Source organism: Aeromicrobium sp. S22, assembly GCF_009661045.1.
Taxonomy (GTDB): domain Bacteria; phylum Actinomycetota; class Actinomycetes; order Propionibacteriales; family Nocardioidaceae; genus Aeromicrobium; species Aeromicrobium yanjiei.
Genome location: NZ_WJWV01000003.1, coordinates 273,623 through 287,681, shown reverse-complemented (window position 1 = coordinate 287,681; position 14,059 = coordinate 273,623). Strand labels below are relative to the sequence as shown.

The window sequence follows — 14,059 nt, the reverse complement described above, 5'->3', positions numbered from 1 at the left end:
CGGCGTCCTGCCCCGCGGGAGCGGAGTCGCTCAGCTGAGCCAGGTCGGGCGCAGCGGCCAGTCGGCGTTGCCGCGCTCGTCGGTCTTGACCGCGAGGACGTGGTGCAGCTCGATCTCGTTGCGCTCGAAGGCCAGACGCGAGCCGGCCATGTAGAGGCCCCACACCTTGGCCCGGCCGACCGAGACCTCCTCGAGCGCCTCGTCCCAGTTGGCCACCAGGTTGTCGGTCCAGCCCTTCAGCGTCATGGCGTAGTGCTCGCGCAGGTTCTCCACGTGGCGCACTTCCAGGCCCGCGTCCTGTGCCGCCATCGTGATGCGCCCGACGCCAGTGAGCTCACCGTCGGGGAACACGTAGCGGTCGATGAAGGCACCCGTCGTCGTGATCTTGTTGTTCGGCCGGGTGATGCAGTGGTTGAGCAGCCGCCCGCCGACCTTGAGCCGGCTGTGCAGGAAGCCGAAGTAGTCGTCGTACTGCTTGACCCCGATGTGCTCGGTCATGCCGATCGAGCTGATCGCGTCGAAGCCGGTCTCGGTGACGTCGCGGTAGTCCTGGAAGCGGACCTCCGCGAGATCTTCGAGACCCTCGCGCCTGATCTGCTCCTGCGCCCAGGCCGCCTGCTCGCGCGACAGCGTCACGCCGAGGACCTTGACGCCGTAGTGCTTCGCCGCGTGGCGGACCATGCCGCCCCAGCCGCAGCCGACGTCGAGCAGCCGCTGGCCGGGCTTGAGGTCGAGCTTGCGCGCGACGAGGTCGTACTTCTCGTGCTGCGCCTGCTCCAGCGTCGAGTCGAGCGTTGGGAACACCGCGCACGTGTACGTCATGGACGGGCCCAGGACCAGCTCGTAGAAGCGGTTGGAGACGTCGTAGTGGTGCTGGATCGCCTCGGCGTCGCGCCTCTTGTTGTGCCGCATGCCCTCCAGCGCACGTCGCCACTTGGGCAGGTGCTCCTCCGCAGGCGGCGGCGGGGGCTTGAGGTTGCCGAAGCCGAGACCGCGCACGATCTGCACCATCTCGGACGCCGAGGGCACCTTGAAGCGCAGCTGGCTCATGAGCAGGACCATCGCGTCGTACGGGTCACCGGGGTGGATCCCGTCGAGCTCGAGGTCCCCCGCGACGTACGCACGGGCGAAACCGAGGTCGCCCGGCGCGGTCATCAGGTAGGACAGGCCGCGCTCGTTGAGCAGCCGCAGCGTGAAGGGCGCGTCGACGGGGCCGCCCGAGCTGCCGTCGAAGGCCTCGAACCTGAAGGGCAGCCCGTCCTTCATGAGCTTGCCGAGGGCGTCCGCGATGGACAGCCGCACTGCGACATCCGTGGTGGTCATGAATTCCTCACCGCTTTCTCGAACAGGGTGCTGAGTCTGCTCTCCGGGTCATATCTCCTGCGAGCGGCGGCCAGCACCTCGCCGCCGTACATCCGGTCGAACGTCTCCTGGTCGTAGAAGGCCTCCGAGTACAACGACTTGTGGCCGCCCAGCGCGTGCACGGCCTCCTCCACCTTGCGGTTCACGAAGCCCGCCGGTGCGTCCGCGGGCACCTCGACGGTGCCCCAGAAGCCCACGTTGACGTAGGTCGTGGCCGGCTCGAGCGGGTACGCCGGCCAGCTGCGGGTGGTGCGCAGGGGGCACAGCCACACCGGGCGCATGCCGATCTCGGCGTCGAACCACTCGAGGAACTCGGGCAATCTCTCCAGCGGCACCTCGACGTCCTGGATGACGCGCTCGCGGCCGGGGATCTTCTTGATCCTGTCGAGGGTCCTGATGATCCCGAGCTTCTCGTCGAGGCCGACGATCTTGTGGAAGACGTCGCTGCGGCGGTACCGCGCGGGCCAGATGCGCCGGATCCACCGGTTCTGGGCGCCGAAGGCACCTGAGCACCAGAACCAGTCGGTGTCCCAGCGCCAGAGGTAGTCGTTGATCGACAGGGCGTCGGTCTCGCGCTGCTGGATCGAGCGGTAGTAGACCTGCTGGCCCGTGTAGTCGCTCAGGGAGCCGGGACCGCCCGACGGCAACGTGTCGGTGAAGTGGGCCAGCGTCAGGTAGATCTCGTCGGGCGAGAACGCCGTGCCGTCCATGCCGTCGACCCGCTCACCGTGCCACTCCCCCGTCTCGGCGATCGACTCGATCGTCTTGATCGCCTGGGCCGCGTCCGCCATGCGGACGTGCCGCAGGGTCACGTAGGGCGGCACCTGCTCGAGCTTGATCTTGAGCCGCGTCGCGTAGCCGAGGCTCCCGTACGAGTTGGGGAACGCCTCGAACAGCTCGCTGTTCTCATTCTCCGGCGTCGCCGTGACGATCTCGCCGGAGCCGGTGAGGATGTCCATCTCCAGCACCGACTCGTGCGGCAGCCCGTTGCGGAACGAGGTCGACTCGATGCCCAGGCCCGTGACCGCGCCGCCGAGGGTGATCGTGCGCAGCTGGGGGACGACGTAGGGGATGAACCCCAGCAGCAAGGTCGCGGCGACGAGGTCCTCGTACGTGCAGACCCCCTGCACGTCGGCGGTCTGCGCCGCGGTGTCGATCGCGATGACGCCGTCGAGACCGCCCACGTCGAGGCCCGGGACGTCGTTGCCGGCGCGGGGGCGGAACAGGTTCGACGTCTTCTTCGCCAGTCGAATCCGAGAACCCGGCGGGATCCTTCGATAGGACTCCACCAGGGTGTCGACGGCTTCGCGGTGTGCGTGCCAACCTCTCACGTGCGCTCCCAGCTCTAGTTGCCCAGCACAGGCTATTGCCGATCGCTACGCGCCGAACAGGGCGGGTGGTCCCTAAAGCGGTTGCGCGACGAAACGAACTGCGGCTGCGTAGCCCTCGATCCCCATGCCCACCACGACCGCCGCGGCGATGTCGCTGAGGTACGACCGATGGCGGAACGACTCGCGGGCGTGGACGTTGCTGAGGTGCACCTCGACCAACGGAGCCGCGAGCTGCGTCGCGGCGTCACGCACCGCGATCGACGTGTGCGTCCAGGCGCCCGCGTTGAGGACGACCGGCGAGCCAGCGTCGGCCGCCTCGTGCAGCCAGCCGATCATCTCGGCCTCGGAGTCGGTCTGGCGGACGTCGACGTCGACGCCGACCTCCCCGGCGACCTGCTCACAGCGAGCGACCAGGTCGGCGTACGTCGCGGTGCCGTAGACGGCCGGCTCGCGCACGCCGAGACGGCCCAGGTTGGGGCCGTTGAGGACGAGGACGGTCATCGGGTCACCTCTGCAGTTGCCAGATCAGCGCGGTCGCGGCGCTGGACGCCCTCAGATCGTACTCACCGGCGGCCGTCAGCCGCGCCTCGTCGCCGGGAGCGAGATCGGTGTCGCCGCAGTGGATCGTGCCGCCCGTGACGACGACCAGGCTCCGCGGGGCGGCCGGCACCGTGACGGACTGCCCGGCCTCGAGGCTGACCGCGAGCAGCTCGGCCCGGGCGTGGACCTCGACGGTGGGCGTGAGCCTGCCGGGGATCGGCGCCACGCCCTGCTGGGCGTACGCCGGCGGGCCGTCGTGATCGGACCGCAGCATCATCTGCACGAAGACGAGCGGCTCGACGTCCGAGGCGTTGCGCTCGGAGTGCTGGACCCCCGTGCCCGCACTGAGCCGCTGGGCCGTCCCGGGGCGGATCTCGCCGCTGTGCCCGGTTGAGTCCTCGTGGCGGAGCACGCCGTGAAGCACCCAGGTGACGATCTCGACGTCGGCGTGGGTGTGCAGGTCGTAGCCGCGGCCGGGGGCCACGTGCTCGGTGTTGATCGCCATGACCGGTCCGAAGGCGATCTGCTCGGGGTCGTAGTGCACGCCGTACGAGAAGCTGTGCCACGTCTCGACGCCGTCGCCGACGGTGTGGAACCGCTCGGCAGCCCGGCGCACCAGCAGCGTCGACGGCTCAGGCATAGCCGAGCTCGTGCAGGCGGTCGTCCTCGATGCCGAAGTGGTGGGCGATCTCGTGGACGACGGTGATGCCGACCTCCTCGACCACGTCCTCCTCGGTGTCGCAGATCGCCAGCGTGGGGTTGCGATAGACGAAGATGCGGTCCGGCATCGCGCCGGCGTACGTGCTGTCGCGCTCGGTCAGCGGGATGCCGTCGTAGAGGCCCAGCAGGGTCGGGTCGTCGGCGGGTGCGTCGTCCTCGATGAACAGCACGACGTTGTCGAGCAGCGACGCGAGCTCCTCGGGCACCGCAGCGAAGGCGTCCTCGACCAGCTCGGCGAACCGGTCCTCGCTCAGCTCGATCATGGCCCCATCCTGCCTGATGCGGTTTCGCGTCGCGCCAGCTCACCCTCTATGCTGAACGCGTTTCCGGCCCCCATCGTCTAGCGGCCTAGGACGCCGCCCTTTCACGGCGGTAGCACGGGTTCGAATCCCGTTGGGGGTGCCACTCGACACGGCGTCGTGCGGTGCTGCTTTCCCATTTGGGTTGCGAGCAGTCAGCCTGGACGCCACCATGGACCAACCGGTTAGACAGCAGTCGGTGATCCCCCTCCTAGGGAGCATCATGCGCCTGCACTCGCCGAACTCCGCCGACTGGACCCTGCAGATCTATCGGGTCCAGGGCGGCCTCCACCAGCAACGCGTCCTGTCGACCTTCCTCGAGCTGGGATGGGACGGCGTCACGGCGCTGGGCACCCAGGCCGACTCGAGCTGGTTCATCGTCGTGGAGTGCTCATCGCACTCGCTGCAGGTGCAGGCCGAACGGGTCGTCATGACGATGGACCCGCTCGCGGTCCTGACGTACACCACCGACGCCGCCCGGCTGCGCTCGCGCCAAGGCTGACGGCACCGCGCTCCTAGCCGAGCGAGTCGCTCCCGACCCCGCGCTTGACGATCTCCTTCGCGACCTCGTGCAGCCGGCGATTCTCGGTCTGCGAGACCCGCTTGAGCACCGCGAAGGCCGCCGCGGCATCCATCTCGTAGCGCTGCATCAACATGCCCTGGGCCTGGCCGATGAGCGTGCGGTTGACGACTGCGCTCTCGAGATTCTCGATCTTGCGCGCCGCCGAGAGCGCGACCGCGATGTGCGCCGCCAGCGCGTGGGCCGCCGTCCGGTCGTGGCTGTCGAAGGCGTCAGGCTCCCGGGAGTACAGGTTGAGGCAGCCGATCGTGTCGCCGGAGACGAACAGCTGCAGGCACAGCATGCTGCGCACCCCGAGCTCCTGCGCTGCTCGCGGCGACCAGAGCGGCCAGCGGTGCTCCTGGCCGAGGTCGTCGCTCTGGACGGTCTCCTCCTCCCAGATCGACTGCAGGCACGGGCCGTCCTCCAGCTCGTACTGCAGGGCGTCGCCCCGCCGCACGAGATCGTCGGTGGCCGCGACGGTCTCGACCTTCTTGCCGCGGCGGACCATCGACACGGCGGCGTGCCGGACGTTCGGGATCAGGTCGACGGCGCCCGCGACCGCGGCCTCCATGCTGCGGTCGACGGCGTCGCTGGCCCGCATGGCTCGCACCACGTCAGAGAATTGGTCGCGTTGATCGCTCACCCCTTCGACCCTACGCCACCCAAGAGCACCCCGTGGCCGTCGCAGCTGGATCACGCGGGCTGCTCGGGGCACATACCGCGACGATCCTCGGCGTCGATCTGGACTGCACGAAAGGGATGATCACGCAGGGTGATCATCCCTTGTCGTGCTGGCGCTCCTAACGACCCGACGGCTGACCCACCTGCTTGGCCACGACCACCCGGAACTTCGTGTAGTGGAAGCGCCCGTTGCGGTAGACGACCCGGTCGGTGCAGCTGATCAGCACCAGCCGGTGGGCCCCGACGGTCCTGAAGAACCGCGCTGGCAGCTTCCGGGTCCGGTCGTACTTCTTGGTCTCGGTCACCTTGTACCGGTACGTCTTGCCGGCGCTGCGCACCGTCACCGTCTGACCAGGGTGGGCCCGCCGCAGTCCCCACATGGCTCCGTGGCGGTCGCGCCGGTCGGAGACGTGCCCGGCGACCACCGCGGTGCCGATCTTGTCGCCGAATCCTGCCGACTTCCGCAGCCAGGCGGTCACGGCCACGTTGTCGGGCAGGTTCATCCGACCATGGGAGGTCGTCGTCGGCGTGACCCGGGCGCGCAAGCCGAATCCCTTCGCCCTGATCTCGAACCGAGCGGCCCGGGAGGCCTTCGGTCCACCGAGGATGCCGGAGAACCCGCCGTCGACCACCGGCACGGGGTACGTCGGCTTGGCCACGGTCGTGGTCTCGGACGCGAGGCCACACCGCGACGAGGCCGCCCGGTTGGCGTCCGTCCTCCTGGTCGCCACCTGCCAGGTGTAGACGCCCGGCTCGTAGAGCTTCACCCCCGGGGTCCTGGACCAGCCGCTCGTGGCACGCCACGTCACGGTGCGCGCCAGGTGCGCCGGGCGGCAGGACGCTCGCGAGAGCGACCTGAACGGGCCGTAGAGCCGCGCGGTGGCGGGCACCGAGGTTCCCCGGGCGAGGCCGGTGACCTGGACGCGGTCGTGGAAGGACTGCCCCGGCTTGACCCGCTGCTGCGAGGTGCGGGTGCGGATCCGCGGCTGGGCGGCGACGGGCGCGTCCACCTGCACGACGGCGGAGTCGGGCGACGACGAGATGTCCTCCCCGGCGGGGTCCGTGCCGGTCCCTCGGGCCGTGTTGCGCAGCCCCGCACCGTTCAGGTCTGCCGCCGTCACCGTGTAGACGCTGGTACAGACCACGCTGGCGCCGGGTGCCAGCTGAGCCGGCTCAGCGGGGCACGTCGCGGCCGGCAAGGTCCCGGAACCGGTGAAGCTGTCCTCGACGGCTGCCACGTCCCCGATCGGTACGTTGCCGGTGTTGGTGACCCGGAACGAGTACGTCACCCGTTGGCCGACCGCCGTGACGGTGGTGGGGCTCGCGGTCTTCTCCAGGCTCAGAGCCGGGTCGTCGGGGCCGACCCTGATTGCTGCCTGCGCCTGGGGTGACTCGACCGCCTGACCGATCGGGGTCTCACCCCTGGCCACGGCGGTGTTGACGATCCGCCCCGACGCGTCCGCCTGCTCGGTGTCGACGACGTAGGTGCCGGTGCAGGTGGTGGAGGCCCCCGGATCCAACACGTTGTCCTCGCAGACCAGTGCGTCCGTGCTGACGCGGTCATCGGTGACGTCGACGTTGGTCACCGTCGAGCCACCGGTGTTCGTCACCGTGTACCCGTATTCGACCTCCGTCCCGTCCACGTAGGGCCCGGGTGTCTGCACCGTCTTGGTGAGCGCGAGCCGTGAGACCAGCGGGACCGTGACGGTCGCCTCCGGCGAGGTGATGTCGTCGCCCCCGGGACTCACCGCCGTGGCGGTGGCGATGTTCACGACCGAACCGGCCGCCGCATCCGCCGCCGTGACGGTGTACGTGCCGCGACACACGGTCGTGGAGCCTGGAGCGGGGGCCGGCGGCAGCGTCGTGCTGTCACAGGTGATCACTCCGGTGATCCGGTCGTCGGTGATGTCGAGGGTCGACAGGGTCTCCTGGCCGGCATTGGTCACCGTGTACTGGTACGGGATCACGGTGCCGGCGGTGATCACCGCTGGCAGCGGCTCGCCGGACCTGTCCACCTGCTTCTCCAGCTGCAGCTGGGAGAGCCGTACGACCGACTGCACCACGGCGTTGCGGATCAGGTGCACGTCGTTCTGCCCTCCGGTGGCGGCGGAGAGGCCGAACTTGTAGGTGCTCGGCAGGTCCGCGGGAGCCGGCACGTCCAGCTCGGTGATCCAGGGGTCGTCCGCGTCGGCCGGGTTGTACCGGACCTGGACGATCACCCGAGGCTCGGGCGCGGGCGTCACCTGGATGTTCACCTGGCGCCAGGAGCCGGCCCGGGTGGTGGCACGCAGCGTCCCGGTGCCCCCGTTCAGGGTCGACCCGGGGTTGTCCGGGTCCGCCGGCGCCGGAGGCGTGGTCGAGGCCAGGTAGCAGTACCCCACGGTCCCCTGACCCGGGCCGCGCAGGGTGATCACGTTGGGCGCTATCGGCCCATTGGCGGTGGACGGGGAACGCTGGTCGGCGGGGCAACCGGTGCCCCGGGCCTCGCCGTCGTTGTAGTAGTTGCCGAACGCGTCGAGCCCGACGCCGAGCAGTCCGCCGACCACCCCGGGCTCGAACTCGCCCTGCCCGGCCCGCCGCTGGGCATATCCGAGGCTGCCTCCCGGCGCTCCGGTCGCCGTCAGGTCGGTGGCACCGTCGACCAGGAAGAACCCGATGCCGTCCGCGCCGGTGCCGCCGTACTGGAACTGGTCGAACGTGATGGAGACACCGGCACTGGCGGGGACCGGTCGGTTGTAGAGCACGCTCCCGGCGGTCTGCAGCTGTTCGTCGGTCAGCTGGAGGTATCCCGGAGTCCCGATCGCCGGCACGTCGCCCACCCGGGCGTTCGCACAGGTGGGGATGTTCGCTGCGCCGGCCGGGGGGGCGGCGGTGGCGCCGGTCAGGCAGGTCCTGCCCTGCACGGTCCAGGCCGGGTCGGGCACCGTCGCACCGGTGAAGGTCTCCGAGACGATGGTGCTGCCCCCGGTCGGGGGATCTGCGGAGGCCGGCGCCCTGCTCACGTCGGGCACGACCGCCAGTGCCGTCGCCGCAATCAGGCAGGCCGTTGTCCCGCTGACCACTCGTCGTAGGTTCGGCATGGCGTCCTCCTCAGGAACCAGTGCCTCTGTCTCCGCATCCACTGACCGGACGAGGCACGATGGTCCACCATGTGCCCGGATCGCCCCGGGAGAGCAGGGCCCTTTGGCCCCGGCCCACTCCCTGCCTTCCGCGGCCGCGAGGTGATCCTGCCCACCCCGGGACGACCGTCCCGGAGCGCTTGGGACATGGCCCGCGGGGTACTCCTGACGCGCCTGTCGAGCAACCGGCGGGAGCTGTGCACATCGCGAGGAAGATCATGCCGCCAGAACTGACACCCACACCCGACTTCGCCTCGGAGCCCACGTGCTGACGCCCAAGGGACGCGGATCCCTCAGTGAGATCGTGTTCGAGTCCATGCGCGCCACCTCCCCATCGTGGGACGCGGCGTTGCGCACTCTCCCCGACGACGACGAGGACCTGCAGATCACTCTCTGGGCCCTGTACGAGCTGCACTACCGCGGCTTCGAGGACGTCGACGACGCCCGCGAGTGGCAGCCCGAGCTGGTCGAGCTGCGACGCTCGCTCGAGTCGTCGTTCGAGCAGGAGCTTCGCGACCGCGCGCCCGCCACGTCACCGGACGGGGAGTTCGCCGAGACCTTCTTCTCGTTCGTGGCCGAGCACGACGGTCCGTCGCTTGCCAAGTTCGTCCACAAGGATGCGACCTACGACCAGGCACTCGAGCTCCTGCGCCTCCGGTCGATCTACCACCTCAAGGAGTCCGATCCGAGCGCGTGGCTCGTGCCCCGCCTCGGTTACGCCGCCAAGGCAGCACTGATGGAGCTGCAGTTCGACGAGTACGGCTGCGGCGACCCCACCAAGCTGCACGCCGCACTGTTCGCCCGGGGCATGGACGACTGCGGCCTGCGCAACGAGTACGGCGCATACATCGACGACGTCCCGCTGGAGGTGCTCGAGGAGAACAACGCGATGTCGCTGTTCGGCCTCAACCGTCGCCTCCGCGGCGCCTCGCTCGGACACCTCGCGGCCTTCGAGGTCACCAGCAGCATCCCGTCGCGGCGGATCGCCCAGGGCTTCGACCGGCTCGGGCTGCCGGAGTCGATGATCGGCTACTACACCGAGCACGTCGAGGCGGACGCGGTCCACGAGCAGCTGGCCGTGCGGACGATCTGCGGCGCCCTGCTGCAGGACGAGCCGGCCCTGCGCGACGACGTCTTCTTCGGCGCCTTCACGTGCCTGGACCTCGAGGACCGGTTCGCCCACCGCATGCTCCAGGAGTGGGCCGCATGACCGAGCCCGAGCACCCCGACGTGATCCTCTGCCCGGACGGGCCGATGCTCGTGCGGGGCGACCACGTGATCCAGGACGCCGACGGCGTGAACCACCGCACGACCCGACCCATCAGCGCGGTCTGCCGGTGCGGCAAGTCGGCCTCCCAGCCGTGGTGCGACGGCACCCACAAGGTGATCCCGAAGCGCTGACCGGCCGCCCGGCCGGGGTCAGCGGGCGAGCCGCGCCAGCACGCCCCGGTCGTGCCGGCGGGTCTCGACCAGCGTGATGTCCGACCCCAGTGCGTCCGTGAGGTGCTCGCCGATCGCCTCGGCCTGCTCGACCGTGCCCAGCTGGACGATGGCCGAGCCCCCCGGCTGGAGGTGACGGTCGATCACCTCGCACGCGGTGCGGGCCAGGTCCAGGCCGTCGGAACCGCCGTCGATCGCGATGTGCGGGTCCTCGGGGAACTCGTGGATGCCGGCGGACGGCACCCACGGCGGGTCCGCGATGATCACCGGATAGGTCTCGGCGTCCCCGACCACCTCGTCGATCCGCCCCTCGCGCACCTCGACCCGGCCCGCGAGGCCCGCGGACTCGACGTTGTGCCGCGCGAGCTCGCAGGCCACGGGGTTGAGATCGACCAGCACGAGCTGCCGGTCGGAGTCCACCACCGCGGCGAGGCCGATGTGCCCGACGCCTGCGAAGAGCTCGAGGACCGGTCCGGGCGCGGCCTCCTGCACCAGGTCGGCCGCCCACTGCGACTGGGCGATCGTCCACGCCCGCGGCCGCAGCACCCGGTCGTCGAAGGCGATCTGCAGACCGCCGAACTCGATCGTCTCCGTCGGCATCGGGGCCGTCACGGCGCTGGTCGAGTCGTTCTGGGGCATGTGGTGAGCTCCTCCTGCTGTGACGCGCGGCGCTGTCACCCCCGGGTTCTACCCGGCGGGTGGATCTGGCAAACGTGCCGCCGGGGTGGTCGGCGACACGCGCCGTCACAGGATAGGCATGCCTCCCGTCACGGCGACGCGGGCACCCGAGACGTACGACGCCTCGTCGGAGGCCAGCATCACGTAGACCGGGGCGAGCTCGGCGGGCTGACCCGCCCGGCCGATCGGGGACATGTCGCCGAACTCGTCGACGACATCCGGCGGCATCGTGGTGGGGATCAGCGGCGTCCAGATGGGGCCCGGCGCGACGCTGTTGGCGCGGATCCCCCGGTCGGCGAGCAGTTGCGCCAGGCCGGCCGTCATGTTGGCGATGCCGGCCTTCGTGACGTCGTACGGGATCAGCTCGGGCATCGGCATGTCGGAGTTGATGGACGAGGTCCCGATGATGGACGAGCCGTGCGGCATGTGCGGCAACGACGCCTTCACGAGGTGGAACATCGCGCTCAGGTTCGTCGCGATGATGCGGTCCCACTCCTCGTCCGGGATCTCCTCGAACGTCTTGCGGTACATCTGGACCGCGGCATTGTTGACCAGCACGTCGACCCGGCCGAAGTGCTCGACGGTCTGGCTCACCATCGCGCGGCAGTGCGCCGGATCGGCCAGATCGCCCTTGACCAGCAGCGCGGTGCGTCCGGCCCGCTCGACCCACTGCTGGGTGTCGGCGGCGTCGTCGTCCTCGCTGAGGTAGCCGATCACGACGTCCGCGCCCTCGCGGGCGTACGCGATCGCGACGGCCTTGCCGATGCCGCTGTCCGCGCCGGTGATGATCGCGACCTTGCCGAGCAGGCGGCCGGTGCCCCGGTAGGAGTGCTCGCCGTGGTCGGCGGCCGGCTGCAGGTCGCTCTCGTGGCCGGGCAGGTCCGGGGCGGGTGAGTCGGTCATGGTTCCTCCACGGGTCGGTGTCAGGTGCTCACTACCCCGTAGCGGCCCGTCCCAGACCACCGTCCGAGGAGCCCTCGTGGACCTCCAGATTTCTCAGGATCTCTTCAGGAAATCGCGCTTGCGACCGCCGCGTCGCTGTCCTATAACTGTGCCAAGTCGAGACTGAGTTGAGTCGGATCGACTCAACTTCACCGAAAGGAGAGCGTTGCCATGAACTCGATGACCTTCGATCCTTTCAGTGGCCTGGACCGTCTGGCTCAGGACCTGACGACACAGCTGCGCACGGGCCCCAGGTCCGTGCCCGTCGACCTGTTCAAGGAGGGCGACCGCTACGTCCTCAGTGCAGATCTGCCCGGTGTCGATCCCGGCTCGATCGACATCGACCTCGACGGCCACCTGCTGACGATTCGCGCCGAGCGCACGGCCGCGATCCACGAGGGCGCCCAGTGGCTGACCCGTGAGCGTCGACCGGGCAGCTACGTCCGCCAGTTCACGCTGGGCGAGGGCGTCGACACCGAGCGGATCTCGGCGGCCTACGACAACGGCGTGCTCTCGCTGGTCATCCCGCTCGTGGAACGGGCCAAGCCGCGCAAGATCCAGATCGGTTCCAGCGAGGACCAGGCGTCGATCTCGGCCTAGTCGCCGACCCGCCGGTGCCCGCCCGACGCGCTCGGGCGGGCACCGGCGGTTCAGGACCCCGGAGCGTCCTCGGGAGGGCTCTGGCGCACCTCGTGCTGCGGATCGGGAGCGAGCCCGGGATCGAGGTCGGGTTCATGCCGCTCGATCGGGTCAGAGGGCTCGACGTCGTCGCGCGGGTCCTGCGGCGTGGTCGTCATGAGGGCTCCTCCTCGGGCTCCAGCCGCTTCAGCGGGCGGACGGCGGGGCCCTCGATCACCGTGCCGTCTGCAGCGAAGCGCGATCCGTGCAGCGGGCAGTCGTACGTCTTGTCGTTGTCGTTCCAGCTGAGGACGCCGCCCACGTGCGTGCAGATCGCCCGGACCGCACAGGTCGTCCCGTCCACTGTCGAGGTGCCGACCGGGACGATCCCCCGCCTGCCGACGACGCCTTCACCCTCGGCGGGCTCGGCCGGCGCGGGCCGCATCTCCGCCGATGCCAGGGACTTCGCGGCGGCGACCGCGACCTTGGCGTTGATCAGGCCGACGTGGCCGATGCCCGACGGACGCGTCACGCGCGTGCTCATGGTCTTCTGCCAGCTCGGGGCCTCGTCGAGGATCTGCGCGGAGATGCTGCGCCCGGCCATCACGCCGGACGCCATCCCCCACTTGTCGAAGCCCGTGGCGACGTGGATGCGTCCACCACCTCGGGGCAGCGGTCCGATGTAGGGCACGGCGTCGTGCGACTGGTAGTCCTGGGCGGACCACGCGTGCGTCTCCACGGCGCCGGGGAAGTGCTCGGCGGTCCACTCGCGCAGCGCGTCGACCTTGGCCCGCTCGGACGGCGTGCGTCCCACCTCGTGCCCGCTGCCTCCGATCAGCAGCTTGCGTCGGCCGTCGGCGGTCGGGACGTCGCGCACCGACCGGCTCGGTGGCCCGGCCGACAGGTACATGCCGTCGGGCACGGACTCCGCGGGGGCGTCGTACGCCAGGGCGTACGAGCGCATCGGCTCGAGCTTGGAGAAGTACAGGCCGCGATCGAGGATCGGGAAGCCCGTCGCCAGCACCACGTGATCGGCCTGCAGCGTGGCCCCGTCCTCGAGCGTCACTGTGCGTCGCCCGGACCAGGACACGTCCACGACCCGCACGCCCTGGTGGACCGAGCCGCCGTGCGAGCGGATCTGCTCGACCAGGGCGGTCAACAGGTCCATGGGGTCGATCTGGGCCTGGTCGCGCAGCACCACCGCGCCGAACTGGGGGAACGGGACGTCGAGGTGGCTGGTGGGGAACGTCGGCAGGCCGAGCGCCTGGGTGGCCTCCAGCTCCTGGTCGACCATGGCTGCCTGCTCGGGCGCCGACGCGTAGGTCACGGCGTCGCGCAGCTGGTAGGGCACGCCGTGGTCGTCGCAGAACCGCAGCATCCACTGCTGGCCCTCGAGGTTGCCGTCGACGTATGCGCGCACGACCTCCTGCGACTGGTAGCGCAGCATCGTCGACATCTTGGTGCCCTGCAGCAGGGAGACCTTGGCCGTGGTGTTGCCCGACGCGAGCGAGCCGACCACCCCGGCCTCGAGCACCGCGACCCGGCGGCCGGCCCGAGCGAGCAGCAGGGCCGTCGTCAGGCCCGTGATCCCGGCGCCGACCACGATGTCGTCGAGGTGGTCACCGGCGGGCAGCGGCTGGCCGGCGATCGGCTCGGGGCGGTCGAGCCACAACGAGGTCGTCGAGCTGGTCGCGGGCTTCACCGCAGTCCCCCGTCGGACGATCGAGGGCGGGTCGTCACGTCTGCGTGACGAGCTGACTGCCGAGG

At 70.1% G+C, this 14,059-nt stretch carries 15 protein-coding genes and 1 tRNA gene; 5 read left to right on the top strand and 11 right to left on the bottom strand.

The window, feature by feature from the left end; genetic code table 11:
* Positions 1-30: 30 nt before the first annotated feature.
* From GEV27_RS14375 to GEV27_RS14355, 5 genes are all read right to left on the bottom strand, one after another.
* A complete protein-coding gene (locus tag GEV27_RS14375; RefSeq protein ID WP_153934897.1) occupies positions 31-1,323 on the bottom strand; it encodes a cyclopropane-fatty-acyl-phospholipid synthase family protein in 1,293 nt (430 codons plus the stop codon).
* Positions 1,320-2,693: an FAD-binding oxidoreductase gene (locus tag GEV27_RS14370; RefSeq protein WP_309222273.1), complete on the bottom strand. Its 1,374-nt coding sequence runs from the start codon at positions 2,691-2,693 to the stop codon at positions 1,320-1,322. The genes GEV27_RS14375 and GEV27_RS14370 overlap by 4 nt, the downstream gene beginning before the upstream one ends.
* A 72-nt stretch (positions 2,694-2,765) precedes the next feature.
* Entirely contained in the window at positions 2,766-3,194 is a 429-nt protein-coding gene (aroQ, locus tag GEV27_RS14365; protein ID WP_153651565.1) for a type II 3-dehydroquinate dehydratase, read from the bottom strand.
* Between the two features lie 4 nt (positions 3,195-3,198).
* Positions 3,199-3,873: a pirin family protein gene (locus GEV27_RS14360; RefSeq protein WP_153934895.1), complete on the bottom strand. Its 675-nt coding sequence runs from the start codon at positions 3,871-3,873 to the stop codon at positions 3,199-3,201.
* Positions 3,866-4,216, bottom strand: a complete 351-nt coding sequence (locus GEV27_RS14355; RefSeq protein WP_153934894.1) for a metallopeptidase family protein — start codon at positions 4,214-4,216, stop codon at positions 3,866-3,868. Before GEV27_RS14355 ends, GEV27_RS14360 begins: the two co-directional genes overlap by 8 nt.
* A 66-nt stretch (positions 4,217-4,282) precedes the next feature.
* Between GEV27_RS14355 and GEV27_RS14350 the strand changes: the two genes are divergently transcribed.
* Positions 4,283-4,358: transfer RNA gene (locus tag GEV27_RS14350), tRNA-Glu, on the top strand.
* Positions 4,359-4,475: 117 nt separating this feature from the next.
* A complete protein-coding gene (locus tag GEV27_RS14345; RefSeq protein ID WP_153934893.1) occupies positions 4,476-4,754 on the top strand; it encodes a hypothetical protein in 279 nt (92 codons plus the stop codon).
* Between the two features lie 13 nt (positions 4,755-4,767).
* Here the strand turns inward: GEV27_RS14345 and GEV27_RS14340 are convergent, their stop codons facing one another.
* Both GEV27_RS14340 and GEV27_RS14335 read right to left on the bottom strand, forming a co-directional pair.
* Entirely contained in the window at positions 4,768-5,457 is a 690-nt protein-coding gene (locus GEV27_RS14340; RefSeq protein ID WP_153909516.1) for a GAF and ANTAR domain-containing protein, read from the bottom strand.
* Between the two features lie 157 nt (positions 5,458-5,614).
* Positions 5,615-8,575, bottom strand: a complete 2,961-nt coding sequence (locus GEV27_RS14335) for a sortase domain-bontaining protein (protein WP_153934892.1) — start codon at positions 8,573-8,575, stop codon at positions 5,615-5,617.
* A 304-nt stretch (positions 8,576-8,879) separates the two neighbouring features.
* On the opposite strand from GEV27_RS14335, the gene GEV27_RS14330 reads away from it, so the two are divergent.
* A complete protein-coding gene (locus GEV27_RS14330; protein ID WP_309222272.1) occupies positions 8,880-9,824 on the top strand; it encodes an iron-containing redox enzyme family protein in 945 nt (314 codons plus the stop codon).
* Complete coding sequence (locus GEV27_RS14325; RefSeq protein WP_153651559.1) at positions 9,821-10,015, top strand: CDGSH iron-sulfur domain-containing protein; 195 nt, start codon at positions 9,821-9,823, stop codon at positions 10,013-10,015. Before GEV27_RS14330 ends, GEV27_RS14325 begins: the two co-directional genes overlap by 4 nt.
* Positions 10,016-10,033: 18 nt before the next feature.
* Here GEV27_RS14325 and GEV27_RS14320 read toward each other — a convergent pair whose 3' ends face one another.
* Together GEV27_RS14320 and GEV27_RS14315 are read right to left on the bottom strand one after the other, a co-directional pair.
* Positions 10,034-10,693: a methyltransferase gene (locus GEV27_RS14320; RefSeq protein WP_208430699.1), complete on the bottom strand. Its 660-nt coding sequence runs from the start codon at positions 10,691-10,693 to the stop codon at positions 10,034-10,036.
* 105 nt (positions 10,694-10,798) lie between these two features.
* Entirely contained in the window at positions 10,799-11,635 is an 837-nt protein-coding gene (locus GEV27_RS14315) for an SDR family oxidoreductase (protein WP_153909517.1), read from the bottom strand.
* 210 nt (positions 11,636-11,845) lie between these two features.
* Here GEV27_RS14315 and GEV27_RS14310 point away from each other — a divergent pair, with 210 nt between their 5' ends.
* Complete coding sequence (locus tag GEV27_RS14310) at positions 11,846-12,274, top strand: Hsp20/alpha crystallin family protein (RefSeq protein ID WP_153909518.1); 429 nt, start codon at positions 11,846-11,848, stop codon at positions 12,272-12,274.
* Between the two features lie 50 nt (positions 12,275-12,324).
* Here the strand turns inward: GEV27_RS14310 and GEV27_RS14305 are convergent, their stop codons facing one another.
* Positions 12,325-12,471 (bottom strand): hypothetical protein, encoded by a 147-nt coding sequence (locus tag GEV27_RS14305; RefSeq protein ID WP_153651556.1) that lies wholly within the window; start codon positions 12,469-12,471, stop codon positions 12,325-12,327.
* The gene (locus GEV27_RS14300; protein ID WP_153651555.1) at positions 12,468-13,994 is read right to left on the bottom strand and encodes an FAD-dependent oxidoreductase; all 1,527 of its coding nucleotides are present in this window, start codon (positions 13,992-13,994) and stop codon (positions 12,468-12,470) included. The genes GEV27_RS14305 and GEV27_RS14300 overlap by 4 nt, the downstream gene beginning before the upstream one ends.
* Positions 13,995-14,059 lie beyond the last annotated feature (65 nt).